At 61.9% G+C, this 25,424-nt stretch carries 24 protein-coding genes and 1 tRNA gene; 13 read left to right on the top strand and 12 right to left on the bottom strand.

Annotated features, from left to right (window positions below; all coding sequences use genetic code 11):
* On the top strand, window positions 1-169 hold a 169-nt coding region (locus NKF25_RS18525), incomplete at its 5' end, for an RNA-binding domain-containing protein (RefSeq protein ID WP_303647142.1).
* Window positions 170-503: 334 nt separating this feature from the next.
* Here the strand turns inward: NKF25_RS18525 and NKF25_RS18530 are convergent.
* Entirely contained in the window at window positions 504-2,060 is a 1,557-nt protein-coding gene (locus NKF25_RS18530) for a polysaccharide biosynthesis C-terminal domain-containing protein (protein WP_253228131.1), read from the bottom strand.
* A gap of 142 nt (window positions 2,061-2,202) precedes the next feature.
* A tRNA-Leu gene (locus tag NKF25_RS18535) sits at window positions 2,203-2,287 on the bottom strand.
* Between the two features lie 86 nt (window positions 2,288-2,373).
* Between NKF25_RS18535 and NKF25_RS18540 the strand changes: the two genes are divergently transcribed.
* On the top strand, window positions 2,374-2,694 hold the full coding sequence (locus NKF25_RS18540; RefSeq protein ID WP_253228132.1) for a transcription initiation factor IIB family protein: 321 nt from the start codon (window positions 2,374-2,376) through the stop codon (window positions 2,692-2,694).
* Window positions 2,695-2,709: 15 nt separating this feature from the next.
* Here NKF25_RS18540 and NKF25_RS18545 read toward each other — a convergent pair whose 3' ends face one another.
* Window positions 2,710-3,189, bottom strand: coding sequence for a phosphopantetheine adenylyltransferase (locus tag NKF25_RS18545; RefSeq protein WP_253228133.1), 480 nt, complete (start codon window positions 3,187-3,189; stop codon window positions 2,710-2,712).
* A 261-nt stretch (window positions 3,190-3,450) separates the two neighbouring features.
* Here NKF25_RS18545 and NKF25_RS18550 point away from each other — a divergent pair, with 261 nt between their 5' ends.
* Window positions 3,451-4,368: a peptidylprolyl isomerase gene (locus NKF25_RS18550; protein WP_253228134.1), complete on the top strand. Its 918-nt coding sequence runs from the start codon at window positions 3,451-3,453 to the stop codon at window positions 4,366-4,368.
* 81 nt (window positions 4,369-4,449) lie between these two features.
* Entirely contained in the window at window positions 4,450-5,052 is a 603-nt protein-coding gene (locus tag NKF25_RS18555) for a hypothetical protein (protein ID WP_253228135.1), read from the top strand.
* Here the strand turns inward: NKF25_RS18555 and NKF25_RS18560 are convergent, their stop codons facing one another.
* From NKF25_RS18560 to pyrB, 3 genes are all read right to left on the bottom strand, one after another.
* Window positions 5,053-5,751, bottom strand: a complete 699-nt coding sequence (locus NKF25_RS18560) for a hypothetical protein (RefSeq protein WP_253228136.1) — start codon at window positions 5,749-5,751, stop codon at window positions 5,053-5,055. It lies immediately after the preceding gene.
* Window positions 5,752-5,849: 98 nt separating this feature from the next.
* Window positions 5,850-6,311, bottom strand: a complete 462-nt coding sequence (gene pyrI / locus NKF25_RS18565; protein ID WP_066143121.1) for an aspartate carbamoyltransferase regulatory subunit — start codon at window positions 6,309-6,311, stop codon at window positions 5,850-5,852.
* Complete coding sequence (pyrB, locus tag NKF25_RS18570; protein ID WP_253228297.1) at window positions 6,308-7,219, bottom strand: aspartate carbamoyltransferase; 912 nt, start codon at window positions 7,217-7,219, stop codon at window positions 6,308-6,310. The genes pyrI and pyrB overlap by 4 nt, the downstream gene beginning before the upstream one ends.
* 83 nt (window positions 7,220-7,302) lie before the next feature.
* On the opposite strand from pyrB, the gene NKF25_RS18575 reads away from it, so the two are divergent.
* Window positions 7,303-7,941, top strand: a complete 639-nt coding sequence (locus tag NKF25_RS18575) for a division plane positioning ATPase MipZ (protein WP_253228137.1) — start codon at window positions 7,303-7,305, stop codon at window positions 7,939-7,941.
* A gap of 130 nt (window positions 7,942-8,071) precedes the next feature.
* Here the strand turns inward: NKF25_RS18575 and aglJ are convergent, their stop codons facing one another.
* The 3 genes from aglJ to NKF25_RS18590 form a co-directional block, all read right to left on the bottom strand.
* Entirely contained in the window at window positions 8,072-8,980 is a 909-nt protein-coding gene (gene aglJ / locus NKF25_RS18580; protein WP_253228138.1) for an S-layer glycoprotein N-glycosyltransferase AglJ, read from the bottom strand.
* Between the two features lie 98 nt (window positions 8,981-9,078).
* The gene (locus tag NKF25_RS18585) at window positions 9,079-10,281 is read right to left on the bottom strand and encodes an amidohydrolase (protein WP_253228139.1); all 1,203 of its coding nucleotides are present in this window, start codon (window positions 10,279-10,281) and stop codon (window positions 9,079-9,081) included.
* 156 nt (window positions 10,282-10,437) lie between these two features.
* Entirely contained in the window at window positions 10,438-11,217 is a 780-nt protein-coding gene (locus tag NKF25_RS18590; protein WP_253228140.1) for an enoyl-CoA hydratase/isomerase family protein, read from the bottom strand.
* A gap of 142 nt (window positions 11,218-11,359) precedes the next feature.
* Here NKF25_RS18590 and NKF25_RS18595 point away from each other — a divergent pair, with 142 nt between their 5' ends.
* The 3 genes from NKF25_RS18595 (at window position 11,360) to NKF25_RS18605 (ending at window position 15,996) form a co-directional block, all read left to right on the top strand.
* Window positions 11,360-12,739, top strand: coding sequence for an NAD(P)/FAD-dependent oxidoreductase (locus NKF25_RS18595; protein ID WP_253228141.1), 1,380 nt, complete (start codon window positions 11,360-11,362; stop codon window positions 12,737-12,739).
* Between the two features lie 656 nt (window positions 12,740-13,395).
* Complete coding sequence (locus NKF25_RS18600) at window positions 13,396-14,637, top strand: Nramp family divalent metal transporter (protein WP_253228142.1); 1,242 nt, start codon at window positions 13,396-13,398, stop codon at window positions 14,635-14,637.
* Window positions 14,638-15,060: 423 nt separating this feature from the next.
* Window positions 15,061-15,996: an alpha/beta hydrolase gene (locus tag NKF25_RS18605; protein WP_253228143.1), complete on the top strand. Its 936-nt coding sequence runs from the start codon at window positions 15,061-15,063 to the stop codon at window positions 15,994-15,996.
* Between the two features lie 433 nt (window positions 15,997-16,429).
* Here the strand turns inward: NKF25_RS18605 and NKF25_RS18610 are convergent, their stop codons facing one another.
* Together NKF25_RS18610 and NKF25_RS18615 are read right to left on the bottom strand one after the other, a co-directional pair.
* Entirely contained in the window at window positions 16,430-17,269 is an 840-nt protein-coding gene (locus NKF25_RS18610) for an SDR family oxidoreductase (RefSeq protein WP_253228144.1), read from the bottom strand.
* A gap of 133 nt (window positions 17,270-17,402) precedes the next feature.
* Entirely contained in the window at window positions 17,403-17,753 is a 351-nt protein-coding gene (locus NKF25_RS18615) for a VOC family protein (protein WP_253228145.1), read from the bottom strand.
* Window positions 17,754-17,977: 224 nt separating this feature from the next.
* Between NKF25_RS18615 and NKF25_RS18620 the strand changes: the two genes are divergently transcribed.
* The 3 genes from NKF25_RS18620 (at window position 17,978) to NKF25_RS18630 (ending at window position 21,732) form a co-directional block, all read left to right on the top strand.
* Window positions 17,978-19,180 carry a glycoside hydrolase family 18 protein gene (locus tag NKF25_RS18620; RefSeq protein WP_253228146.1) on the top strand — a complete coding sequence of 401 codons (1,203 nt, stop codon included), beginning with the start codon at window positions 17,978-17,980 and terminating at the stop codon, window positions 19,178-19,180.
* 81 nt (window positions 19,181-19,261) lie between these two features.
* Complete coding sequence (locus NKF25_RS18625) at window positions 19,262-20,254, top strand: PHB depolymerase family esterase (RefSeq protein WP_253228147.1); 993 nt, start codon at window positions 19,262-19,264, stop codon at window positions 20,252-20,254.
* 8 nt (window positions 20,255-20,262) lie between these two features.
* Complete coding sequence (locus NKF25_RS18630) at window positions 20,263-21,732, top strand: PHB depolymerase family esterase (protein WP_253228148.1); 1,470 nt, start codon at window positions 20,263-20,265, stop codon at window positions 21,730-21,732.
* A 57-nt stretch (window positions 21,733-21,789) separates the two neighbouring features.
* On the opposite strand, the gene NKF25_RS18635 is transcribed toward NKF25_RS18630, so the two are convergent.
* Window positions 21,790-22,086, bottom strand: coding sequence for a transcriptional regulator (locus tag NKF25_RS18635; RefSeq protein ID WP_066143163.1), 297 nt, complete (start codon window positions 22,084-22,086; stop codon window positions 21,790-21,792).
* A 128-nt stretch (window positions 22,087-22,214) separates the two neighbouring features.
* On the opposite strand from NKF25_RS18635, the gene NKF25_RS18640 reads away from it, so the two are divergent.
* Complete coding sequence (locus tag NKF25_RS18640; RefSeq protein ID WP_253228149.1) at window positions 22,215-24,197, top strand: bacterio-opsin activator domain-containing protein; 1,983 nt, start codon at window positions 22,215-22,217, stop codon at window positions 24,195-24,197.
* Window positions 24,198-24,288: 91 nt separating this feature from the next.
* The gene (locus NKF25_RS18645) at window positions 24,289-25,263 is read left to right on the top strand and encodes an NDP-sugar synthase (RefSeq protein ID WP_253228150.1); all 975 of its coding nucleotides are present in this window, start codon (window positions 24,289-24,291) and stop codon (window positions 25,261-25,263) included.
* The last annotated feature ends 161 nt before the right edge of the window (window positions 25,264-25,424 follow it).

Here is a 25,424-nt window from a genome sequence, read left to right on the forward strand (position 1 = left end):
CGACCAGCGCGTGGACGACAACTGCTCGTTTTTCATCTCGCTCGACAAGCAGGCCGCCTACCGCGACGAGGTTCGACTCGGGCAGGGAATCACCCTCCGCGCGAAAGTCGAAGCCTACCCCGCGAAGAAGGAAGCAGCGGTCGAGAACGCCAAGGAGGCGCTCTCGTAATCACGATTACGTCATCTCTCCCGGAGATAAGCCGACACAAAGTTTATCATGATCCCTCGTGTTGTGTGAATCGTTACCACGCAACGCGTGGATGAGTATCATGCTAGAATGTCCATACTGTAGTTCTGACCTAAGTCACGGCAGCAGTTCACGCACGACCCGTAACGGCAATCCGACCGGCCACAAAAGCACCGGTACCGAATACGTGTCGTGTCCGGACTGCGGCGGCGTGATAGACGGTTTCTCGGACCACTAACACCTACCGCGCAAACGCGTCTTTCGAATTTTTTGCGGCCGACCGTATTTCCGCGGGACGACTCGAACGGTGCCTAGTCTACCCGCACAGCGAGGAAAGGAACGGCGTTCGACATCGAAGTCGGTGAGCGAGCGGTCCGACCGGCACGGGGAAATCCGAGAGTAACCGAAGGACTTCACAGATACCCAGCGCACCCGTCAGGAACGCACAGGAGAGGAAGATGACGAGTCCGAGCGGGGGAACGATGACAAGGGAGAGCGGTAGGGCGATCCCCGAGATGGTGATGGAGTACGTGATGAAGTGCGCCAAAGCGAATATGGGCGGTGCCGCGAGAAGCATCGTCGCGGCGATGCGGCCGAGACGAGCGTTCGAGAGGGGATCGAAACCGACCTTCCGCGCGCTCCAAACGTGGAAGAGAAACATCGAACCGTAGCCGATGCTCGTCGAAACTGCCGCTCCGGACATCCCGTAGCGGGGAATGAGTATCGCGTTGAGTCCGATATTTATCGCCGCGGCGGCACCGGTCGCCCGGATCGGGAACCCGAGCGTTCCCTCGCCCTGACTTATCGCGAGAATCGGCCGCGCGACGGCGAACCCGAGCGCACCCGGCAACAACAGGAGGAGCGGTTTCACCGTCGGTTGAAAGTCGGAACCGAGGTATACCGGAACGACGTCTGGCGCTAACGCGGCGAGTCCCACCGCCATCACGCCGGTCATGAGTAACGTGTATCGCGTGGTGCGTGCGGCGAGGGTCGATATCTTGTCGGTTCGTCCCGCCGCCCAGAGTTCGGACGTGGAGTGGACGAAGACCGTCTGGAGCGCCAGCGGAACGAACCAAAGGAACTCCGCCAGTTCGAGCGCTCCCCGGTAGTATCCGACTTGTTTGGAAGTGGTCAGCAGGGTAAGCATCATGAGATCGACCTGATAGAGCGACGTGAGACAGAGGATGAGGACGATCGATTGGACGTTGAACGTGAGCAACTCCTTGCGTGGAAACTCCGAGGACGGAACCCTGAAAACGCTCCTCAGCGACACTTTGCGGTTGACCAGCGCGAGGCCGAGGAGGGCGACGGCCGTGCTCGCCGCGATGTTCCCGACGAACATCCCGGTGACGCCGTATCCCGCACTGATGAGCGTGAGGGCGATCCCGACGAACGTCACCTTCTGCACGATCTGCAGCGGTTCGGAGTAGCGTTCGAGACCGAATCCCATCAGCGTCCGGCGGGCGTACGACTGAAACTGACTCACGACGACGAGGACGGCGAGCAGGTACCCGTATATCTCGTATCCGGGAGGGAGGAGGGAATCGAGGACGCCGCTCCACGTGACGAGCGCGACGAGTCCCGCGCCGACGAGCGCCAACCCGGACGCCAGTCGAAAGTAGAACCCGACGACGTGGGACGTCCAGTCCGGGAACGCCCTGTTCTCCGCGAGAAACTTCCGGACGCCATCGCTCACCCCGGAACTGACGAAGATCATGAACAGCGAGAACGGGGCGAGGAGACCGTAGTAGATACCGATCCTCTCGGCACCGAGCCATCGATACAGGATCGGTGTGGTGAGGAGTCCGATGAAGAGCGTGAGCACCTTCGCTCCGGCAACGGACAGAACTCCATCCGAGATGCTTCGGTCCATTACTGTATGCTACGGTCGCGTTGGTCGTCCAAATACTTTCTCGCTCGGAACGGAATGATTTTCCCGACCGGATTGCGGATACCGTCGGCAAGCGGGGCGAGCCTTCGCTTTGCGAAGGCTCACCGGGTAATCGTGATGAAAATGTGCGGGACCGGATTCGAACCGGCGGACCCCTACGGGACAGCGTCCTAAGCGCTGCGCCGTTGGCCTAGCTTGGCTACCCGCACGCAGTATGGCTTTTTCATGTGCCGGATAAGTACCTATCGTTCTCGTCGGACGAGCGTTTATATCGGATGGCGAGCAACGTTTCTCCGTGTATCGGGCACGTGACCAAGTCGAAAACGAAGCCTGGCTCGCCGAAATCCAGCAGGCCGCGGACCGTCTCGAACTCGAAACCAGCGCTCGCTCGCGGGCGGCAGACCTCTTCCTCTCGACCGTCTCCGACGCGGATGATCCCGAGGACCGCTCGAAACGCGCGGTCGCGGCCGCCAGCCTGTACGCCGGGTCGCTCATCGAGGGTGACCAGCGTTCACAGCAGGTCGTGGCCGACGCGATGGACGTCTCTCGGCTGACCATTCAACAGCGCTGGAAGTCTATCTTGAAAGAAGCCGGACTACAACCGCCGTCGTGGTAGTTGCGTTCGGAAAATTCAGTCGCGTCCGTCGTTGTCCGGGGTCAGATTCCCGTGTTCGTCGATCTCGCCGACGACGATTCGCGTGCTGGAGATGATGTCGCCGTCCTCGGCCTCGACGTGCGGAACGACGACGATTTCGAGCGGGTCGTGTCCCTTCTCCGCCCGGAGTTCGTTGATTCGCTCGCCGCCGTCCTTCGTTTCTGGGGAGACGATGAGCACGTCGAACTGCTCCTCGGTGGCGATCCCCGTCGGTTCGGTGAGTTTTCGAACCTCGAAGTCGCGGTCGTGTTCCCCTGCAAAGTCACGCAGTTCGGCTTCGAGGTCGGCTTTTCGTTCCTCGAACGAGCGGACATGTCGGTCCACGTTTCGAGTCGCGGGAGCGAGATCATCGCTCGTCAACCCGACGGTGACATCACCCAACTCGAACGCTCGCTCGAACAACGCCCGGTGTCCATCGTGAACCGGGTCAAACGTCCCACCCAACGCAACGTCCATACCCCGGCGAATGGTTCCGCGTGGTTTATCACCTTCGGAACGCCGCGACACCACCGGACGCGGGGTATCCACCCATTTGTCGGCGAGAGAACATATCGGCTAACTTCGGGAGGGGTTCACCGCGAGGCGACGGTTTCGCTGAATTTCGGTGTTTCATCCACTGAAATGCTCGTATGGGAGGAACGAAGGTTCCGACACGGCTAAATTCCTCCTCGAAGGCGAAACGTGATTCTTAAGGGCAGAACGGGTGTCGTTTCGGATATGAGTGACGAACAAGAAGCAGATGTAAACGAGGAAGAAGAAACTCAGACAGAGGAGGGGCTGCAGGAAGGAAACTTCATCAGTCTCGATTACACGGCACGAACTATCGAGGACGAGGACCTCGTCGACACGACCAGCGAAGAGGTCGCCGAAGAGGAAGGCATCGAGTCGGAAGACCGTGAGTTCGGCCCGCGCACCATCGTTCTCGGTGCTGGCCACATCTTCGAGGACGTCGAAGAGGACATCTACGGGAAGGAAGCCGGTGACGAGGGAACCGTCTCCGTCGAGCAAGCGTTCGGCGAGTACGACAACGAGCAAGTCCGCACGATCAGCGCCGACAAGATCGGCGAGGACGACCGCTACCCCGGCGCTCGTGTCAACGTCGACGGCCAGCAGGGCTACGTCGAGACCATCATCGGCGGTCGCGCACGCGTGGACTTCAACCACCCGCTCGCCGGTGAGGACCTCGAATACGACTACGAGATCGTCGAAGAAGTCGAGGACGCGGAGGAGAAAGCCAAGGGCCTCTTCTCGATGTACATCGACGCCGACCTCGACATGTGGATCGAGACGGACGAGGTCGAAGAGGAAGTCGAGGACGAGGACGGCGAAACCGAGACCGAGACGGTCGAGAAGGAAACCCTCTACATCGAGGCGACGCCGCAGTTGTCGATGAACCAGCAGTGGATGTTCCAGAAACAGCAGATCGCACAGGACGTCATCGACCGACTCGACCTCGACCGAGTCATCGTCCAGGAGACCATCGACGGTGCCGGTGCCGGTATGATGGGCATGGGCGGAATGGGTGGCATGGGCGGAGCCGACCTCGAAGAAGCCCTCGAAGACGCCGACATCGACGAGGACGAACTCGTCGAGGAACTCGAAGCCGACGACGAAGCCGAAGAAGTCGAAGAGTAATCGAGTCCCTCGATTCGTATCGAACCGAATCGAACCGCATCGAACCGAACCGATTTTTTCGAACGGACGTGAGCGTCGGATATGCAATCCCCGACCAGACTCTTTCATCTCCACTTCAACACGCCCGACGTGAGCCGTGCGGAGACTGAACTCGACGCGAACGGACTGCCACCTTACCGACGATTCGGGCAGGTCGATGGCGAGTTCCACGCGCTCGACGCGACGGACCCGATTCCGGACGACTTTCGCCTCCGCCTCCAGAACGCCCAGCGGGGCTACGTGAACGTCACGATAGCACCGGGACGAAAGCCGCATTTCGACCATCTCGGTCTGTGTACGACCGCGTTCGACGCGATTTGTGACCGTGCGGCGGAGGCGGACTGGTCGGTTCGGGACCGCGATGGACGACGGACGTTCGTTATGACCCCGTGGGGGTTCCGGGTCGAACTCCACCCGGACGGGAGCGACGTGGAAACGGACCTCGGGTCGTGGGACGACGGCCATTTCGAGCGGGTCGAACTCACCGTTCCGGACGCAAACGCGGACGAGCAGTTTCGGCGCGTCTTCGGCGGCGTTCCGGGGCTCGCGTTTCGGGAGGGCGACGAGGTACGAGTCCCGGCGTTCGAACTCGGCGGGGCGGCGTTTTTGGGTGGAAAAACCGTGGAGACCGCTTCGTTTCTCTGACTATCCCGTCGCGTTCTCGGAGCTGATGCTCCGGGCAGACCAACTTCCGGCGTTCGCATGTCGAACGACACCCGAGTCGACGCTCGCGTTCTCGATGACGATGTCCGGTCGTGGCTTCGAATCCGGATTCGTCACGGCCGGATCGACTTGCGGGTCCGTCGACTGCTCCGGCACCGTGACGTTGGCCGTGGACAGCGTCGTCACGTTCAGCGTGTCGAGGGATGCACCTTCGACGGTGAGGTTCTCCAGCACGTGGCGCTCGATGACGCGGTTTTTCACGCCGGGGTCGAACAGATCACCGCCCGGAACGTTCCAGATCGAGCGGTTTCGGATGACGATCCGATCGGCGCTGACGTTTTTCAGCGTTCCATTCCGGATGTGGACCGTCGAAACCGAGACGTTGTGGAGGGTGACGTTCCGCTTCGCTCCGCCCTTCGTCCGCAACGTCCCGACGTGAACCGTATCGATGGTCGCGTTGTCCACCGTCGTGTTCCGGAGCGCCCACGTCCTGACGGTCACGTTCTTGATGGAAACTTTGTAGTTGCCGACTTGGACCGCCGACAGCGCGCTCGGAGACGGAGACGTGTTGGTCGCGGCCGACGTGCTGGTTGACGTACTGGCCGCGATGGCTGCACCGCCCGAGACGACGAGGAGAAGCGAGAAGACGAGTGCGAGATGTCTGCCGATTCGGGTTCCCATACCGGGAAGCATTTCGAGTGACAGCATAAACCGGACCGACCGTTCGTTCCAGTTCGCCTCGTTAAGCGTTCCAGTTCGGCCCGTTAAGCCGTCGTTTCCTACTTTACGCTGATGTGTGCGGCGAGGTCGTCGCGGAGTATCGTCTCACAGTACTCACACCGAACGCCGTCGGGGAGCACTTCGAACTTCGAGTCCACCGGTTCGTCCTCCGTCGAGATACAGTTGCTGTTCGGGCAGGAGAGGATGCCGGTGACGTACTCGGGTCGCTCCAAGCGGTGCTTTTCCGCGACTTCGTACTCCCGGATGATGTTGATGCTCGCGTCGGGTGCGATGAGCGAAAGTACGTCCACCTCGTTCTGGCTCAACTCCATCCCCTCGACTTTCACGATGTCCTTTCTCCCGACCCGGTCGCTGGGAACGTTCATCCCGACGCTCACTTCCTCGCCGTCGGCCCCGTCGATGCCGAGGATGGCGAGGACGTTGAGCGCCTGTCCGGCGCGAATGTGGTCGATAACGGTGCCGTTTCGAATCTTACTGACGCGGAGTTCGTGGTCGCTCATTGGTCCTCCAGCATGGAATCCAGCAGTGCCATCCGCACCGGGATGCCGTTGTGTGCCTGTTCGAAGTATTTCGCGTGTTCCGTCTCGTCCACCTCGGGCGCGATTTCGTCCACGCGCGGAAGTGGGTGCATGATGGTCAAATCGTCCGGCGCGGCTTCGAGCGTTTCGAGGTCGATTTGGTAGTCGCCCGCGACAGCGCGGTACTCGTTCTCGTCGGGGAAGCGCTCGCGCTGAATCCTGGTCACGTAGAGTACGTCCAAGTTCGGAAGGATTGCCTCGATATCCGTGTGCTCGCGGACGCTTGCTCCAGCCTCGTGCAGGTCGTAGCGGACGCTTCGTGGCAGTTTCAGACTGCCCGGACTGATGAAGTGTTGGTGGGCGTCGAAGTTCGTCAGCGCGTAGGCGAGCGAGTGGACCGTTCGGCCGTACTTCAGGTCGCCCATGATGCCGATGGTGAGGTCGTCCAGCCCCGCGTTCTCCCGAATCGTGTACAGGTCGAGCAGGGTCTGGGTCGGGTGGTGTCCCGCGCCGTCGCCCGCGTTCAGGAGCGGAACGTCTACGAACTCGCCCACCATCTTCGCCGCACCCTGACTCGGGTGGCGCAACACGAGCGCGTCGGCGTATCCCTCGATGACGCGGGCCGTATCGGCGAGGCTTTCTCCCTTCTTCACGCTCGACGATTCGACGGGCCCCATGTCGACGATGTCGCCGCCGAGGCGCTTGATGGACGTCTCGAAACTCATCTTCGTGCGGGTGCTCGGCTCGTAAAACATCAGTCCGAGCAGTTTTCCCGCGTGTCGATCAGCGAACGCCGACGGGTCGGCGTCGATTTCCGCGGCGTGGTCGAGGACGTTCTCTATGTCCTGCCGCGTTAGTTGTTTTGTGTCGATAAGGTGGTCGTGCCGCATCATTCGAACAGGGGTTGTCACGCGTCTTGAAAGGTACGGGTCTCACCCCGAAGTTTAAATAAAATGATGGAACCACTCCCAGCATGCTCGCTATCGCCGGTGGCAAGGGTGGCTGTGGGAAGACGACGACAACGCTCGGTCTCGCGGGTGCACTCGGGAGGACGCGCCGGTCCGTCCTCGCGGCGGATGCCGACGTGGACATGCCGGATCTACATCTGCTCGCGGCCGTCGAACCGACGCCGAATCTCGCCGCGGTTGCGGCGGGCGAAGACGTCGAGACCGCCACCCATCCGCCGCCGAATCTCTCCGGCGTCGGAATCGTCCCCGCACCACGAACCATGGGAGAACGGATTTCGCTGGCGGACGCCCTCCGCCGTCTCCCCAGCACTGCGGACCACGTTCTCGTGGACTGCCCGGCGGGGGCTGGGCCGGATGCGGCAACACCGCTCCGCATCGCAGACCACGTCCTGTTGGTGACGACACCTGACCCGGCGTGTCTATGCGACACGGCCAAAACTGCCGCGATGGCGCGTGCGCTCGGAACAACCATCATCGGCGTCGTCCTCACCCGAGCGGACCGTCCCATGCCGAGAGTCCAACGACTGCTCGGAAGTCCCGTACTCGCGTCGATTCCGGACGGCGGCATCGCGGTGCTCTCCGACGAGTCGGTCGTTCGGGCGTACGACCGACTCGCGTCGGTGCTCCTGTCCAAACGGCTCTGACCGCCCCCCTTCGTGTGAAAAGAACGCTCCCGTCGTGGATAGTTCCAGTCTACCGTCGTTAGTCGACAGTCGCCATCTGCCGCCGTTAGTCGACAGTCGTCATCTACCTTCGTTCCTCGACAGTCGCCGTCTACCGTCGTTCTTCGATACGACGCATCTGTTCGCGGTGCAGTGTCACGATCATGTCCGAGAGGACGCCGAACATCAGCAGTTGCAGGCCGAAGATGATGGAGACACCCGCGACGATGGCGAGTACTTCGTGTGAGATGTGGCGTGTCACCCACTCGACGCCGACGTAGGCGCCGAGGAACACCCCGAAGAGACCGCTGACGAATCCCATGCTTCCGAAGTAAAAGAGCGGGTTGTTCGTCTTGGCGAGTTGGTACAGCGTCATGATGATGTCGCCGCCGTCCCAGAGCGGGTGGAGGTTCGTCTCCGAGTCGTCGGGGCGTTCCTCGTACTGGACCGGGACGACGGCGGTCGGCACGCTGTGTTTGACGCATTCGACGGCGAGTTCGGTTTCGACGCCGAAGCCGTCCGAGGTGAGATACGCCCGTTCGGCCGACTTGCGGGTGAACGCGCGGTAGCCGCTGAGGATGTCCTTGAAGTTCGAGCGGTGAATGACTGCGAAGGCTTCGTTGATGATGCGGTTGCCGAAGTGGTTCAGCCGCGGCATCGAGCCGTCGTCCATGTCCGAGAATCGGTTGCCGATGACGTGGTCGTACCCATCGTCGAGCGGGGCAAGCATCGTGTCCGCATCCCCGGGTTTGTACGTCCCGTCTCCGTCCAGCATCAACACGTACTCAGCTTCGATGTGGTCCAATCCCTCACGGACCGCTTGGCCTTTGCCGACCCCGCTCTGTTGGATGACGCGCGCGCCGTGATCCGTCGCCACGTCGCGCGTTCCGTCGTCCGAGTTCCCGTCGACAACGAGAACGTTCGAAAATCCCTGCTCACGGAAGCCATCGATGACCTCGCCAATCGTTTCGGCTTCGTTCAACGTTGGGATGAGTACGCACACGTCCTCTCTGTCGGGCATCGTCGGGAGATGAACACCGGGAGGCTAAAAGCCCAACCCTTTGACTCTGTCAGCAACGAGAGAGGTAGTGGTGAAAAGCGAGCAGAGTCGAAACATCGTCACCACGCGTACTCGTCGCGCGGGTCGCGGTCGTCGCGCGACGCGTCGTACGCGTGCTGGCCATCGACGAAGACGTGCTGGGCGTCGGCGGTGATGTCGAACGGTTCGCCGTCCCAGACGACGAGGTCGGCGTCCGTCCCCTCTTCCAGCGTTCCCACGCGGTCCTCGATTCCCAGAATCTCGGCGGGGTTACGCGTGACGGTCCGGAGGGCGGCTTCCTCCGGGAGTCCCTCACGGATCGCTAGTCCGACACAGACATCGAGGTGTTCCTGCGGGAGGACAGGCGCGTCGGTCTGGATGGCGATTGTGACCCCCGCGTCGTGGAGGATGCCGGGGGTTTCGAAGGTGATGTTCGACAGTTCGTACTTCGCGCCGGAGTAAAAGGACGGGCCGACGATGGCGGGCACGTCGCGCTTTACGAACTCCTCCGCGAGCGCGTGACCCTCGGTGGCGTGCTCGATCGACAGGTCCGAGATGCCGAACTCGTCGGTGATGCGGAACACGGTGGCGATGTCGTCGGCGCGGTGGGCGTGCACGCGGAGCGGGAGGTCTCCCTCGATGACCCGCGACAGGTTCTCCATGCCCAAGTCGCGCTCGAACGGGTCGCCGTCCTCGGCGGCCTTCTCCCGGCGGTCGGTGTAGTCCTCGGCGTCCATGAACGCCTGTCGGAGGGTGGCCGCGATGCCGGGGCGTGTGGTGGGCTGGCGGTCCTTCTGATCGCCGTGGAACCGCTTCGGATTCTCGCCCATCGCGGCCTTCATGCCGTCCTCCCGGATCAGCATCTCGTCGGCGATGTCCCCGTAGGTTTTCATCGAACAGATGATGCCGCCGATGACGTTCGCGCTCCCCATCCGGGCGCTGACGGTCGTCACCCCGCCCTGGTAGGCGTGGCGCAGGTGCTCGTCGCGCGGGTGAAAGCCGTCCAGCGCGTTGACGTGCGGCGTCACCGGGTCCGAGAGTTCGTTGACATCCCCGTCCTCAGGCTCGCCCCACTCGCCCATCCCGGCATGACTATGGGCCTCCACGAGACCCGGCGTCACTGGCTTCCCACGCGCATCGATGACCTCGGCGTCATCTGGGACCTCCACGTCGCCCTCCGCGCCGACCGCCACGATTTTCCCGTCCTCGAACAGCACGATACCGCCATCGATGGTTCCCGCGTCGGCGACCGTGCGAACGTCTCCATTGAGGATTGCCTGCATGCCACAACCTCCGAGGGCGGGAGAATGAGTATTTCGGTTCGAAACACAGGTTACCGATTTCCGCACGTATAACCCATTCATCCCCGCCTACCCTCATTCAGCCACTACCCATCTACTCACCTACCACCCACCATCGACTTCCTTCGAACCGCCCAACTACTTTCCTTCGAATTCCGGTTCGCCCTCGCCGAAGAATGCGTTCAGCCCCCGCTCGAAATCGGCCGTCGTGGTCATCCGGGCGATGGAATCCGTCTCGGCGGCCATCTGTGCCGACAGGTCCCGTCCCTGACCCCGATTGAACAGGCGTTTAGTCGCGCCATAGGCCCTCGTCGGACCGTCCGCGAACTTCGCGGCGAGTTCGTCGAGGCGCTCGTCGAAGTTGGACGCGACTTCCGTCGCCAAACCCATCTCGACGGCCGCTTCGGCGTCGATGGGTTCGTCGAGCAGGGCGATCTCCTTCGCCCGCCGGAGGCCGACGATTTTCGGGAGGAAGAACGTCGAACCGGCGTCGCCGGTCAGACCGACGCGCGGGTAGGCGAACTCCAGTCTGGCGTCCTCGGCGAGCAGGACGATGTCGCCCGACAGCGCGAGGCCGAACCCGCCGCCCGCCGCGACGCCGTTCACGCCGGTCACGACGGGTTTCGGTGCCCGCGCGAGGTTTTCGATGGCGCGGTGGAGGGAGGAAGCGATGCTTCTAAGCGTCCGGCCGTCGCTCGCGTCGCCCGAGAGCACCGACAGGTCCGCGCCGGTGTTGAACACGCCGTCGGTTCCGGTGAGCACGATACACCGCGAATCGTCCTCGTACAGGTCGGCCGTCGCCGTCCGCAGTTCGGCGGCCATCGCGGGATTCATCGAGTTGTGCGTCTCCGGGCGGTCCATCCTCACGCGCGCTACGTCGTCGGTTCGTTCGACGGAGAGGTGTTCGAACTCTGCCATACCGTTTCTGTGGGCGGAATCGCCAAAACAGTACCGTGGTACGGTGACCGATCCCGTGTAGTACGGCGACCGATTTCGATTCCTAACGCTCGCGCGACCGAAGGCTAAGAATTTAGTATCCCTCCTTGAGTAGCGTAGGAATATGGAGCGATTCGACGTTGCGATAGTGGGCGGGGGCCCCGCAGGGATGGCGGCCGGTGAACAAGCAGGGAAACACGGTGCGAGTGCCGTCGTCCTCGAAAAGGGCGTCCCGCGCGAGGACCGCGAGTTCCTCGGTCCCGACTCGACCGACGCCGCCGGAATGCTGGATTACTGGATCGACATCATGGACGAGGACTACGAGGATATTCCCGACGAGGCCGTCCTGCAGGTCCTCGACAGCGCGGACTTCATCGGCCCGAACGAGGCTGTCACCCTCCGCGGTACGGGCATAGAAGCGTCGTACCCGAACATGGGATTCACCTTCTTCCGCGCCCGCATGGACGACTGGCTACGGGAGCGTGTCGAGGATGCGGGAACGGAGTACCGCGTCGGCGTCGGCGTCAGGGGCGTCGAAACCGACCTCGACGCGGAGTACCGTCACGCGCTTCGACTCGCCGACGGCGAGGACATCGAGGCGAAGTACCTCGTCCTCGCCGACGGGCCACAGCGTCAGGTCACGCTCGGGGCGCTCGACCAGTTCATGCCCGAGGGAAGTTCCATGAGCGACTACCTCAGCCCGCCGGAAGTGAACCACATCGCGTATCAGGAGTACCGCGAGTTCCCCGAAGAGGTGTTCGAAAAGTCCGCCATCAAGTTCTGGTGGGGCGTCATCCCCGGCGAGACGGCCTACCCGTGGGTCTTCCCGAACGACGGCACGGTTGCCCGCGTGGGCCTCACCATGCCCATCGGGATGACGTTGGACGACGTCGATGACCCCGACTCCTACGACCTCCTCCGCCCGGACGACGAGGGACTCCCCCGTCCGAACGAGTACATCCGCCGCCTCCTCGAACGCGAGTACGGCGACGAGTACGACATCGAGGAGGACTTCCCGCTCGTGGAGGACCGCGGGAAATCGAACGGCACCGAAACGTACCCCATCTCCTCGACGCGGCCCATCGAATCGCCGGTCGGAGCCGGAATCGCCGTCGCTGGCGGCGCGATGGGAACGACCAGCGCCTTCCACGAGGGCGGCTACCACGTCGCGGTTCGCTCGGGCAAGATCGCCGGAAAACTCGCCGCGACCGACGACATCGAATCGTACAACGACGAGTGGAAGGACGCGATCGGCGACGAACTCCTGCGCAACATCGCCTTCGCGGACATCGTGGAGGAGTACGGCCCGGACGACTGGGACAAGGCGTTCTCGATGGTGAACAAACTGCTCAACGACGACGGCACCGGAATCGGGAAACTCGATTCGTCCAGCCTCTCGTCCGGCGTTCGCGCCGGGAGGCTCATGGCCCAGTACAAGAAGACGAAGTTCGGTTACCGGAACGGCAAGTACGTGCAGGTCACCGAGGACGAGTACACGTACTGACGCGACACCGACTATCCGTTCCGACGTCCGGATTTTCGACTCCGAATACACGTTCTGACGACCGAATTTTCGGCTCCGACTATCTGTTCTGATAACTGAACCCGAAACTCCTTATTCGGCCGTCGTCTACCGTTCGATGCGCACCTCAGTCCCCGCCGGAGTACTCCCACTTCGGGAGCGATGACCGAGCGGAGAACCCAGGTGTGCAACAGTTCAGTGAGCGTAGTGAGCTCCAAAATCACTGCCCGTGAGTCGGGGCTAACTGGCTCGGAAGTCGGTCGCCATTACTGACGCGACCCGCTTCGACGGTTCAGCCGTCAAAAGTTGGCGATATTCTCGCCCGCCCGGCACGAGGGTTTGCCAGCCGACTCGGCACGCCGCCACGGAATGAGGCTGGAGGTTAGTGTTCCGGGCGACATTTCCATTACTCCGACAGAGCCAGTCGAACGCCTCCATCCGATCGGGGAGGACGTGAGTGTTCGTCACGAGCGTCGAACGGAATATTTCCGAGTGCACGGAGCGTTGCGAGCGGAAGGACCCCGACAGATAACTGAATACGCCTCTCGTGGAGGTTTGAGCGCCTCAATCGACAGTTCGGCAGATGGTGTTGGAACCACAAATAATATTATTAGCCGCGTCTAATCTACGGGTAACCAATGTCTAATCGTACTTTCTCCTTTCGCGAGCTGGCGAAGTACATGGGACCGGGATTTCTCATCTCGGTCGCGTACATGGACCCAGGGAACTGGGCGACGAACATCTCCGGCGGCGCGAAGTACGGCACTGCTCTTCTCTGGGTGATCGTGCTCGCCTCGATGATGGCGATGGGTATCCAAATCGTCGCTGCCAAACTCGGTATCGCAACCGGAAAAGGAATCGCACAGCTCTGCCGTGAACGTCTCCCGCGGCGCGTCGTGATCGTCCTCTGGGCGGCCGCCGAACTGGCGATGATCGCCACCGACATGGCGGAGATCATCGGGGCAGCCATCGGATTCAGCCTCATCTTCAACATCCCGCTTCCCGGCGGCGCGATCCTCGCCGGGGCGTCCAGCTTCGCGCTGCTCGGCGTCCGCACCGCTTACAAGCGGGGCTTCCGCGCCATCGAGTACGTGATTATGGCCCTCGTCGGGGTCATCGCGCTCGCCTTCGTCTTCGAGGTCGTGCTCGCCCAGCCAACCACCGGACAGGTCGCCGCCGGTCTCGCGCCATCGATCCCGAACGCTGACGCCCTCTACGTCGCCATCGGTATCCTCGGCGCGACCGTGATGCCCCACTCGATCTACCTCCACCCCTACATCGTGCAGGACAGACGAGAGCGTCTCGTCGCCGAATCCGGCGACACCGAAGACGTCCACCGCGACCACTTCCGCTACGAATCGATCGACACCATCGTCGCGCTGTTCGGCGCGATGTTCGTCAACGCCGCGATGCTCGTGGTCGCCGCCGCGGCACTCACCGGAACCGGAATCAGCACGCTGAATGATGCCTACGTCACCCTGAGCGGCGTCTTCGGCTCGAACGCGAGCCTCGCGTTCGGCATCGCGCTCATCGCCGCCGGACTTTCCTCCTCGCTCGTCGCGACGATGTCCGGCCAGACCGTCATGGACGGGTTTCTGGACTGGAACGTGAACGTCTGGATCCGGCGCTCGGTCACGCTGGTGCCCAGTCTCGTCGTCGTTATCGCCGGGTTCGACCCGACGAGCGTCCTCGTCGCCAGCCAGGTCGCCCTCTCGTTCGAGTTGCCGTTCGTCCTGATACCGCTCGTCTACTTCACCCGCGAAGAGGGCCTTATGGGCACGTTCGTCAACCGCACCAGCACGACGGGCGTCATGGGCGTCATCGTCGCGCTGATCTCCGTGCTCAACGTCTGGCTGCTCTACACCACGATATTCGGCTAAGTTCGGGTGAACGCCGACTTCGGGACGGAGTTGCACGAGCCATCGAAGACCAGTCGTCTCGGAGTCACGTGCACTGCACTGCGCGCTAACCGCTATCATCCGATTATATATTTTCCGAGACACGACACGAGGTATGAGTTCGACGGAAAAACGCCTGTTCGCTATCGGGGCACTGCTCTGCTTTATCGGGGTATTGTACGGTATCTGGCTCTACTCCACGGCCCCGACGGTTACTTTCGACGACGTCGTTGCCCTTCTTTTCCTCGTGTTACCCGGAGCGGTATGCACGAAACGAGTTTTCGATGACCCCTCGCCGTGAGAAGAAGCAGTTCGTGACACCACAGACTCCGACTCACACGAATGACACCGGAGACCTGCCGCAGCACGAACAATCATTGGTCTCGATTCCCCATTCGTTCGGGTATGCAAGCCGACGAAATCGACCCACAGGCGAAGGCAGCGGTCGAGCGTCAGGACCTATTTCCGCTCCCGCACAGTCGTCGCGGGGTAAAAATCGCCCGCCTCATCACCCAACCGGCGATGTGGCTACAGAATCGGAACCCGCCGAGCATCGGTGCGACCGTGGACCGGACGATTCCCGGTCCCGCGGACGACCTCGACGCTCGCCTCTACCTCCCCGATGCGAACGGACCGTTTCCCACGGTCGTGTTCTTCCACGGAGGCGGGTTCGTCTTCGGAAGCATCGACACGCACGACTGGCTCTGCCGACACCTCACGCGGGAGAGCGGCCTGGCCGTCCTCTCGGTCGACTACCGACTCGCACCCGAACACCCCTTCCCCGCGGCGGTCGAGGACGCCCACGCCGCCGTCGAATGGGCGGCCGAAAACCCGGACGCGATCCATGGAACCGGGGAAATCGCAGTCGCGGGCGATTCCGCGGGTGGGAATCTAGCCGCCGTCGCCGCGCTCATGGCCGCCGAGCGCGACGGTCCGGAAATCGCCCATCAGGCGCTCATCTACCCCGGCGTCGGCGTCGAGGACGACCAGCAGTCCGTCCGAGAGCACACGGGTATCGTCCTCAGCGAATCCGACTTGGAGTGGTACGAACGGTGCTACTACGTGAACGAAATCCACCAGCGAAACCCGTACGCCGACCCGACGAAGGCGGCCGACGTGTCGGATGTCGCTCCCGCAACGGTCATCACCGCCGGATTCGACCCGCTCCGCGACGGCGGGAAGGCGTACGCCGAACAACTCGTCCGGGACGGCGTTCCAACGCGCTACGAGAACTACGAGACGATGGTCCACGGGTTCATGACGTTACGCGAGGTAGACCGCGCCCACGAAGCCATCGCGGACGTCGCCGCCGACCTCGCGGACGCGCTCGACGGCGACTAAACAGCAGTTGATAATCCGAATTCTTCATTCAGAAGAGTGGATGAAACGGCGCATGAATGGAGAACGTGAGTCTCTCACGATTTCCGTCGGTGCGCTCTATACGAAACCATCCCGCCACCTACGAGGATAAACACGATCGAGAAGAATGGGTAATCGATGACGTTGGTTAGCGTCCCCACGGCGTACACGAGACCGATCAGTGCGAGTCCGACATTGACCGGGGAAAGGACCCGAACAGACGAAGGGGCTTCTGTGTCCGCTGCATTGGAGGACATGAATAGATGTATTTCGGTTCAGAGTATAGCTTTTTCTGACACGCTGAGCTGTTCGATGCGCTTGCACGCCTACGTAACGAACTGACAGATTCGTCCAGAATTCAGCATGAATAAGGAAACTGTGCTACTATCTACTGTACAGTATCGCGTATCGATTCTCAGTCGGCCGCTTGCCCGCCGTCGACGGGCAAGGTGTGCCCGGTGATGTACGAGGCGTCGGACGAACAGAGGAACGCCACCGCCCCGGCCATCTCCTCCGGTTCGGCGATGCGGTCCATCGGGACGTCCCGCATGGCCGACGTATCGAAATCGGACCACACCGTCCGAATCGCCGTCCGAATCAGGTCGATGGCCGTCCCGAGACGGTCCCGCAGCGACATCGACGACCAAGCGCCGGGGCCGCCCATCAATCCGGATTGGATGTTCGTCTTCGTCGGACCGGGCGCGATGGCGTTGATTCGGACGCCCCGACTGGCGTATTCGAGCGCGGCCGACTTGGTCAGCCCGACGACCCCGTGCTTGCTGGCCGAATAGCTGGAGAGTCCGCCCATCCCGACCAAACCGGCCTCGGACGCCGTGTTGACGATGGCACCGCTTCCCTGTTCGTTCATAACGGGAAGTTCGGCCTTCATGCAGGCCCAAATCCCCTTCAGGTTGATGTCGAGCAACCTGTCCCAGTGACCTTCCTCGATACCAGTCATTTCCACGAAGTCCGTGAGGATTCCCGCGTTGTTGTGCGCGAAATCGAGGCTTCCGTAGGTTTCGACCGTGACATCGACCATGTGCTCGACGGACGCGAGGTCGGAAACGTCCACTTCGACGAACGTCGCGTCACCGTCAGCGTCCTCGATGAGTTCGACCGTTTCACGGGCCGAATCCTCGACGATGTCGGCGACGACGACGTTCGCGCCTTCCTCGGCGAACCGGCGCGCGGACGCACGCCCGATTCCCGACCCTGCTCCCGTCACGAGTGCCGTCTTCCCTGCTAATCCGTTCATGGATGGTTCGTCTGGACAATCCAACAGATATCGACATAGCCCTTCGGAAGGGTGGTCGGTGGTGGCGAACCGACGACCACGACGACTGCTCTGCGATTCGTAACTCCCAGAGAGTACTGAAGACCCGACCGTCCTATCTGGCTCCGAATTCGATGGAGAATCCGCCCGGCGCTTCGACGTAGAAGTCGTAGGTGTTGTGTCGCATTTTGACGTCCGTCACGTCGTAGCCGTCCTCCTCCAGTCGGCGGTGTTTCTCGTCCACGAGGTCCTCGTCGTCGACGAAGAAGCCGATGTGGAAACTGCTCGGGTACTTGATGTCCTCGCCCTCCTTTCCCCGCATCAAGGTCAGGACGGTCCCGGCGTCGTCCGAGAGAATCGTGATGGCGGGACTGCCACCCCGTTTCTCCAAGTCGAAGTACTCCTCGAAGAACGCCGCCGTGGTCTCCACATCCGACACGGTGAGATTGGTGTGGTTCAGTTGCATGATGAAATTCGTGGATCGGTTCTCGGATTGGGCAACCGAAGTTCGTCCGAATCCGCCCCGAACTACGGTCCGTGTGTCGTTAATAACTGGTGCTCGTTTCGGGGCTTCGGAACCAACGGCCGGTTTTCCGTTTCCGATACTATCCTCAATTCCAGAAATTTGAGGAATGAAATTATAAAGTTAGGGTATGTTTTTATTTATTGTTATACTTATCGCTACGATGGATGAAAATACAAAATAGCGGCGTGGGACGGCGGCGATACCTACAGGGTGCCGGAGCGGCGACGACGCTGGCGCTGTTCGGGAATACGGTCGAGGCGAGGGAAGGTCACGAAGACCACCATCGCCACCGACACGGACGGCGGTCGGACAAACGCGTCGTCGCGTACTATCCGTCGTGGGCGGGCGATTACACGCCGCGGGACGTGCCGTACGACAAACTAACGCACCTGAACTACGCGTTTCTCGAAACGGAAGCGAACGGCGAGGTGAAACTCGCCGTCACGGGCGATTACGCCCCAGAAGTGCTGGAACAGTTCGAGGAGATTACGCACGAACAGCCGTGGACGACGTTCATGCTCACGATCGCGGAGTTCGGGGACAACATGTCGGCCGCGGCCTCGACGGCCGACAGTCGAAAACGGTTCGCCCGAACGGCCGTCGAACACCTCCGAAAATACAACTTCGACGGCATCGACATCGATTGGGAGTACCCGGACGGTTCGGTTCGGGAGGACGACCCGGAAAACTTCACGCTGTTGCTGGAGGAGATTCGAAATCGACTGGATGAGGCCGGGGAGGAGGACGACCAGCACTACGAACTCAGCATGGCGGCGGCCCCCATTCCGTCGAACATCGACCCGTTGGAGGTTGGGAAAATCGCGGAGTACCTGGACTTCATCAACGTGATGAACTACAACTTTTATGGAAGCTGGAGTTCCGCGGCGAACTTCAACGCGCCGCTGTACGCGCCGTACGACGACCCGACGTACTGGCAACGACTGCTCACGGTGGACCACGCGATGCAGTACTGGGCCGAAAAGCCCATCGCGCGGGACAAACTCGTCTGCGGGACGCCGTTTTACGGCTTCGTCTTCGAGAACGTCGGAAACGAGAATCGGGGACTCTTCCAACCGTTCGACGGCGCGGACACCCAATCGTATCACGCCATTCGCCAACTCAAGAGCAAGCCGCAGTACCAGTATCACTGGCATCGCGAGGCGCGCGTTCCGTGGCTGTACTCCGAGACGGACGACACCTTCGTCACCTACGACGACCATCATTCGGTCATGGAGAAATCGCGGTACGTCAGGGACAACGACTTCGGCGGGATGATGTGCTGGGAACTTTCACACGACCCCAGCAACACGCTCATCAGCGCGATACACGCCGCGCTCGGCTGTTCGCGCCGACGCGGACGACGATAAATATCGCGCCCATCGGTCAATATTTACATATTAACCCACCAATAGATTTTGTTCGACATCATTGGTACGTTTCGTCATAGCATGAAAATTGACAGGCGAACGCTCCTGCGGTCGGTGGGCGGTACGGTGGCCACAGCGGGCGTCTTGGGAAGTGCGGGAACGGCGGCGGCGACGGGGAGTTACACGAACCACTACTACGACGGCTTCGACTACTGGCGATACGTCCCGGATTCGGCGGGGTCGAACCCGCCGTTGATGGTGATGCTCCACGGGTGTTCGCAGGACGCGGACCAGTTCCGAGAGGAGACGCGCATGAACGAGGTTGCGGACGAGGAGGGGTTCGTCGTCATCTATCCCGACCAGTACAACGCGCGGAACCCGGCCCAGTGCTGGAACTGGTTCTACGATGCGAATACGATGCGGGGCTACGGTGAGGCGGCCGTCATCGCCGGAATGACGCGGACGACCATCGACGCCGAGAACTGCGACCCCGAGCGCGTGTACGTCGCCGGACTCTCGGCCGGTGCGGCGATGGTGCCGAACCTGCTCGCGGAGTACGCCGACATCTACGCGGCGGGCGGCGTTCACTCCGGCTTGGAGTACGACGCGGCCGACACCTCGGCGGGCGGAACGACGGCGATGCTGTACGGCGGGCCGGACCCCGAGTTGAAGGGAACCGACGCCTACGATACGATGGACATCTACGACACCGTGAGCGAACTGCCGACCATCGTCTTCCACGGGACGGCGGACACGACCGTCTACCCCATCAACGGCGAGCAGGCGACGAAACAGGCGATCCAGACCAACGACCTCGCGTCCGATGGCTCGGACGACGACAACGTCGATACGACGGCTGACCGCACCTACAGCGGCCAAGGATCGAGTATGGACTACGCTGTATCCGAGTACCACGACGAGAACGGGAATCCGCTCGTCGAACACTGGGAAGTCGAGGGCATGGATCACGCGTGGTCCGGTGGAGTCGCTGGCGGGGAGTTCACCGCACCCGGCGGGCCGGACGCCAGTCGAATCATCTGGGAGTTCGTCTCCGGATTTACGAGGGGTCGATGACCATGCGGATGAAACGACGCACCCTCCTGAAGTCCGTCGGCGCGACGGTCGGCGCGAGCACGCTCGTCGCTGGGACCAGCAGTGCGGCAGCGGGCGCGTACACCTCGGAAACGTACAACGGCCGGACGTACAAGAAGTACGTTCCGACGGGAGCGGACGGGTCGCCGATTCCGCTCGTCGTCATGCTTCACGGTTGTACCCAGAGTCCCGACCAGTTCAAGAACGAGACGAAGATGAACGACGTCGCCGAGAGCGAGACGTTCATCGCCATCTATCCCGACCAGACGACGAGCGCGAACGCAAACGAGTGTTGGAACTGGTTCGAGGATTCGAATACGACGCGGGGCAGCGGCGAGGCCGCACTCATAGCCGGGATGGTCGAGGACGTGATGGGGGCGAACACGGTTGACGAAGACCGGGTCTTTCTCGCCGGATTCTCCGCCGGGGCGGGAATGGTGCCGAACCTGCTCGCCGCCTATCCCGACCTGTACGCCGCGGGGGCGGTTCACTCGGGGCTGGAGTACGGCGCGGCCGATGGCGTGACCGACGCGACGATGGCCATGACGCAGGGCGGCCCGGACCCGCAGACGCAGGGGACGGCGGCGTATCAGGCGATGCAGTCGAACGGCGTCACCGACACGATTCCGACCATCGTCTTCCACGGCACGAGCGACTACACCGTTTACCCGAAGAACGGGAATCAGGCCGCCGAGCAGGCCACCCAGACCAACGACCTCGCATCGGACGGAGCCGACGACGACGATATCGACTACACCGCCGACGCGACGCGAGACGGACAGGCCAGTAGCCTGAGCTACACCGTCTCCGAGTACCGCGACGGGAACGGCGATACCATCGTCGAGAAGTGGATGATCGACAGCATGGGACACGCGTGGTCCGGCGGCGCGCAGGGTGGTTCCTACACCGCCCCCGGCGGCCCGGACGCGAGCCAAATCATCTGGAACTTCTTCGCGGACCACCCGCGCGATGGGTCGGGCGATGGCGGCGATGGTGGAGACGGCGGGAACGACAACTCCGCACCCACCGCGACCGTCAGCGCCAGTCCGAGTTCGCCGGACGTCGACGAAACCGTCACCTTCGACGCCAGCGGGTCCAGCGATTCGGATGGCTCTATTGCGAGCTACGACTGGGACTTCGGCGACGGGTCAAGCGCAACCGGCGCGACCGTCACCCACAGTTACGGGTCGTCGGGGCAGTACACGGCCAGCGTCACGGTCACCGACGACGACGGCGCGACCGGAAACGATTCAGTAACCATTTCGGTCGGCTCCGGTTTCACGGGCTACTGCGGCACGGCTTACAACTACGAACACGCGGACGCGGGCCGTGCCTATCAGGACACCTCGACCGGTGCCTACTACGCCATCGGCTCCGACGACTACCTCGGCTTCCCGGCCTACACGAGCACGCTGAAGGAAACCTCCGAAGGCTACTACGAAGCCGTCAGTTCGTGCTGAGCCGTTTCCGAAATCGAAGCCTCCCCGTTATTTCATCGGTCGGTCGAAGCCGCCCCGTCATTCGGTCTCTCGGATCACGAACGTGGGTTCGTCGATGGCTTCGCTCTTACATTCGGGACACCGGGAGGGGCGGTTTGCGGGGTTGTCGAACCGGTCGAAGCCACAGTCCCGGCATTCGGGCGGAGCGACGAGCAGTTGCTCGTCGTTCGATTCGACGGAGCGAGCGATGTGTTCGACGTGGCGAACTGCCGCGCCTGCCGTGATTTCGAACTCCCCTGCAAGGGTACTCGGCGAGGCCGGTTCGGTTCGGAGAAACGCCGCGATTTGCTCGCGCGTCGTCTCGTCGTCGCGCATACCAGTCGTTAGTCACGCTGGTTCAAATTACTACCGCGACGAAACTGACAACATAAACTGTTTTCCCGCCCGGGTGCATGAGATAATTTGCGATGGGGGAGCACACGGCCGGAGGAGACTCATTCGAGATGAGAACGACGAGGAGCCATACGGTCCTGTTTGTCGAGCACGAAACCGACATCGCACGGCGACTCGATCAGGGGCACGAGAACCTGACGGTTCACTCGGTTTCGTCCGCAGCGGACTGTCTCTCCCGTCTCGACAGCGACGCCATCGACTGCGTCGTCAGTAACCACCTCTTGCCCGATTCGACAGGAGTCGAACTCCTCGATTCGATACGCGACGACCATCCGAACCTCCCGTTCGTCCTACTGACCGACAACGGAAACGAGCGAATCGCCAGCGAGGCGATCAGTCTCGGAGTGAGCGATTACGTTCCACTGAGCGCGCTCGATGGGACGGAGGAGTTACGGCAACGGATCGTTGACGCGATTTACGATCGGATCGGTGGCCACAGCGATACCCACATCAAGACGCTCATGAGCGCGTTCCCGGACGTCGCCTTTCTTCTGGACGAGACGGGAAAATACTGCGAACTGCTCGTCGGCCCTAACTCGGAGGCCCTCGCCGCGACAGCGCCGCCGGACCTCGTCGGCCGACGGTTACATGACGTCTTTTCGGACGACATCGCGGACAGTTTTTTACGCCACATCCATCGGACGCTGGAGAGCGGGCAGGTCGAAACGATGGAATATCCGCTCGCCGTCGAAAGCGGACAACGATGGTTCGAGGCGCGCTCGACGCCGCTTGGCCAACAGATCGGTGGCCAGGACGTCGTCGTCTGGGTTGCTCGTGATATCACCGAGCGACGGCAACGCGAGCAAACGCTGGCCCATCAGCACGAGGAACTGGAGACGCTGAACCGAATCCACTGGGTGATACAGGAAGTCATCCGCGACCTCGTGCATGCGGCGACCCGCGACGACATCGAGCAGATAGTGTGTGAACGATTGGTCGAATCCGGACTGTACGAACTCGCGTGGACGGACGAGAGCGAGGTCAGCCGCGGGGGCGTGACTCCCCGAACCCGCGCCGGTGGAATCGAGGGCTATCTCGACATACTCATCGACTACGGCGACAGGCTCGGCAACGACCCCGCGAGCGAGGCGATGCGTAGCGACGAACTGCAGGTGATTCAGGACGTCCGGGAGACGGACATGCTTCCCGAAGAGATACGCGAGGAAGCGCTTGACCGCGACATCGAATCGGGGATTTCGATTCCCATCTCGTACGGCAACACGATGTACGGGTCGCTGTCGCTCGTCTCGACGCGAAGCGGCGTGCTCGGCGACCGAGCACAGGCCGCCCTCGAAATCCTCGGGGACACCATCGGCTTCGCCATCAACGCCGCGAAGAACAAGCAGATCCTGCTGTCGGACAGCACCGTCGAACTCGAATTCCACGTGACCGGCTCCCGCGACGCGGTCATGGCTGCCTCCCGTCATCTCAACTGTACGTGTCACCTCATGGGATTGGTCCCGGCCTCCGACGGGGAACTGCTGCACTACGTTCGTGCCGAGGATGCGCCCGCGGACCGTCTCGAAACCATGCTCTCCGAGGACGAACACGTCGGCGAGTGCCGACTCATCGACACGGACGACGACGGACTAGTTATCGAGGTTCGGATGACCGAATCGACGGTCAAGCGGTTGGTCGAGGCCGGTGCCGCCGTCCAATCCGCGACCGCAAACGGTGGCGAAGTCTCCATCGTCGCCGAAATTCCGCACGAGACGGACGTTCGCAAGGTCGTCGATACGTTTCAGGCGGCGTATCCGATGGCGGAACTGGTCGGCAAACGAACCATCGACCGCCCGATTCAAACCGCACAGGAGTTCCGCCGCTCGCTGACCGACCGTCTGACCGACAGACAGGAGACGGCGCTCCGAACCGCGTACTTCGCGGGGTACTACGATTGGCCGCGCGGAAGCACCGCCGAAGAGGTCGCTGGCGCGCTCGACATCGCCTCCGCCACGCTCCACTACCATCTTCGGAAGGCACAACACCAACTGCTCGCCTCGCTGTTCGACGAACGGAACACCGACGAGCCGTGACGAGGACTCCGTTCACGACGGGGACGACCCTATTGTATCCAACGGCTGAGGTATGAAAAAGGACTTAGGGGGTCGGAGTGACGGTCAAACCATGAAAGCCGTCGTCCTCGCCGGTGGATATGCGACACGTCTGTGGCCGATTACGAAACAGCGACCGAAGATGTTTCTGCCGATCGGTGAAACAACGGTCATCGACCGCATCTTCGCTGACCTCGAAGCCGACGAGCGTGTCGACACCGTCTACGTGAGCACGAACGAACGATTCGCCGACGACTTCCGCGAGCATCTCGCGGAGAGCGAATTCGAAAAACCACAGCTGAGCGTCGAAGACACGTCCGAGGAGGACGAGAAGTTCGGCGTCGTCGGCGCTCTCGCCCAACTCGTCGAGCGCGAGGAGGTGGACGACGACCTCGTCGTCATCGCCGGAGACAACCTCATCAGCTTCGACGTCGGCGACTTCGTGAACTTCTTCGAGAACAAGGGAGAATCCTGCCTCGCCGCCTACGACGTCGGCAGCAAGGAACTCGCGAAGGCCTACGGGTTGGTCGAACTCGACGGCGACCGCGTCGTGGACTTTCAGGAGAAACCGGAAGACCCCCACTCCACGCTGGTCTCCATCGCCTGCTATGCGTTCACCGCCGAAACCCTCCCGCTTCTCGAACAGTACCTCACCGACGGGAACAACCCCGACGAACCCGGGTGGTTCCTCCAATGGTTGCAGTCGCGCAACCCCGTTTACGCCTACACCTTCGAGGAAGCGTGGTTCGACATCGGAACCCCCGAAAGCTACCTCGAAGCCGTCGCGTGGTTCCTCGACGGGGAATCCTATATCGCCGACAGCGCCACCCTCGACAACGCCGACATCGGCCACAACGTCCACGTGATGGACGGCGCGGAACTGACCGACGCCAACCTCGAAAACGCCATCATCTTCCCCGATGCCACGATTCAGGGGTGTGACGTGCGTGACACCATCATAGACGAAGGCACCTACGTCGAGAACATGGACCTGGCTGGCGCACTCATCGGTGCACACACCCAGATCACGAATCAGCGGGACGAGTAAACGCACCTTTCGTTCCCACCTTTTTTCTTCGTCGGGTACCGCGAGAGCCGAAGGCTCTCGCGTACCACTCCTCGAAAAAATCTGGACCAAAAAAGAGCCGCTCGCTCACTTCGTTCGCTCGCGGAACAGTTGCTTACCGCGATTCCGCCCCGCGACTGCCC

This window comes from Haladaptatus sp. AB643 (assembly GCF_024136975.1).
Taxonomy (GTDB): Archaea; Halobacteriota; Halobacteria; order Halobacteriales; family Haladaptataceae; genus Haladaptatus.

Bases quoted from the DNA above. Each gene is read 5' to 3' on its own strand.
- NKF25_RS18530 (WP_253228131.1), bottom strand. From the start codon at position 2,060: ATGGACCGAAGCATCTCGGATGGAGTTCTGTCCGTTGCCGGAGCGAAG.
- NKF25_RS18545 (WP_253228133.1), bottom strand. From the start codon at position 3,189: ATGGACGTTGCGTTGGGTGGGACGTTTGACCCGGTTCACGATGGACAC.
- NKF25_RS18550 (WP_253228134.1), top strand. From the start codon at position 3,451: ATGAGTGACGAACAAGAAGCAGATGTAAACGAGGAAGAAGAAACTCAG.
- NKF25_RS18555 (WP_253228135.1), top strand. From the start codon at position 4,450: ATGCAATCCCCGACCAGACTCTTTCATCTCCACTTCAACACGCCCGAC.
- NKF25_RS18560 (WP_253228136.1), bottom strand. From the start codon at position 5,751: ATGGGAACCCGAATCGGCAGACATCTCGCACTCGTCTTCTCGCTTCTC.
- pyrI (WP_066143121.1), bottom strand. From the start codon at position 6,311: ATGAGCGACCACGAACTCCGCGTCAGTAAGATTCGAAACGGCACCGTT.
- pyrB (WP_253228297.1), bottom strand. From the start codon at position 7,219: ATGCGGCACGACCACCTTATCGACACAAAACAACTAACGCGGCAGGAC.
- NKF25_RS18575 (WP_253228137.1), top strand. From the start codon at position 7,303: ATGCTCGCTATCGCCGGTGGCAAGGGTGGCTGTGGGAAGACGACGACA.
- aglJ (WP_253228138.1), bottom strand. From the start codon at position 8,980: ATGCCCGACAGAGAGGACGTGTGCGTACTCATCCCAACGTTGAACGAA.
- NKF25_RS18585 (WP_253228139.1), bottom strand. From the start codon at position 10,281: ATGCAGGCAATCCTCAATGGAGACGTTCGCACGGTCGCCGACGCGGGA.
- NKF25_RS18590 (WP_253228140.1), bottom strand. From the start codon at position 11,217: ATGGCAGAGTTCGAACACCTCTCCGTCGAACGAACCGACGACGTAGCG.
- NKF25_RS18595 (WP_253228141.1), top strand. From the start codon at position 11,360: ATGGAGCGATTCGACGTTGCGATAGTGGGCGGGGGCCCCGCAGGGATG.
- NKF25_RS18600 (WP_253228142.1), top strand. From the start codon at position 13,396: ATGTCTAATCGTACTTTCTCCTTTCGCGAGCTGGCGAAGTACATGGGA.
- NKF25_RS18605 (WP_253228143.1), top strand. From the start codon at position 15,061: ATGCAAGCCGACGAAATCGACCCACAGGCGAAGGCAGCGGTCGAGCGT.
- NKF25_RS18610 (WP_253228144.1), bottom strand. From the start codon at position 17,269: ATGAACGGATTAGCAGGGAAGACGGCACTCGTGACGGGAGCAGGGTCG.
- NKF25_RS18615 (WP_253228145.1), bottom strand. From the start codon at position 17,753: ATGCAACTGAACCACACCAATCTCACCGTGTCGGATGTGGAGACCACG.
- NKF25_RS18620 (WP_253228146.1), top strand. From the start codon at position 17,978: ATGAAAATACAAAATAGCGGCGTGGGACGGCGGCGATACCTACAGGGT.
- NKF25_RS18625 (WP_253228147.1), top strand. From the start codon at position 19,262: ATGAAAATTGACAGGCGAACGCTCCTGCGGTCGGTGGGCGGTACGGTG.
- NKF25_RS18630 (WP_253228148.1), top strand. From the start codon at position 20,263: ATGAAACGACGCACCCTCCTGAAGTCCGTCGGCGCGACGGTCGGCGCG.
- NKF25_RS18635 (WP_066143163.1), bottom strand. From the start codon at position 22,086: ATGCGCGACGACGAGACGACGCGCGAGCAAATCGCGGCGTTTCTCCGA.
- NKF25_RS18640 (WP_253228149.1), top strand. From the start codon at position 22,215: ATGAGAACGACGAGGAGCCATACGGTCCTGTTTGTCGAGCACGAAACC.
- NKF25_RS18645 (WP_253228150.1), top strand. From the start codon at position 24,289: ATGAAAGCCGTCGTCCTCGCCGGTGGATATGCGACACGTCTGTGGCCG.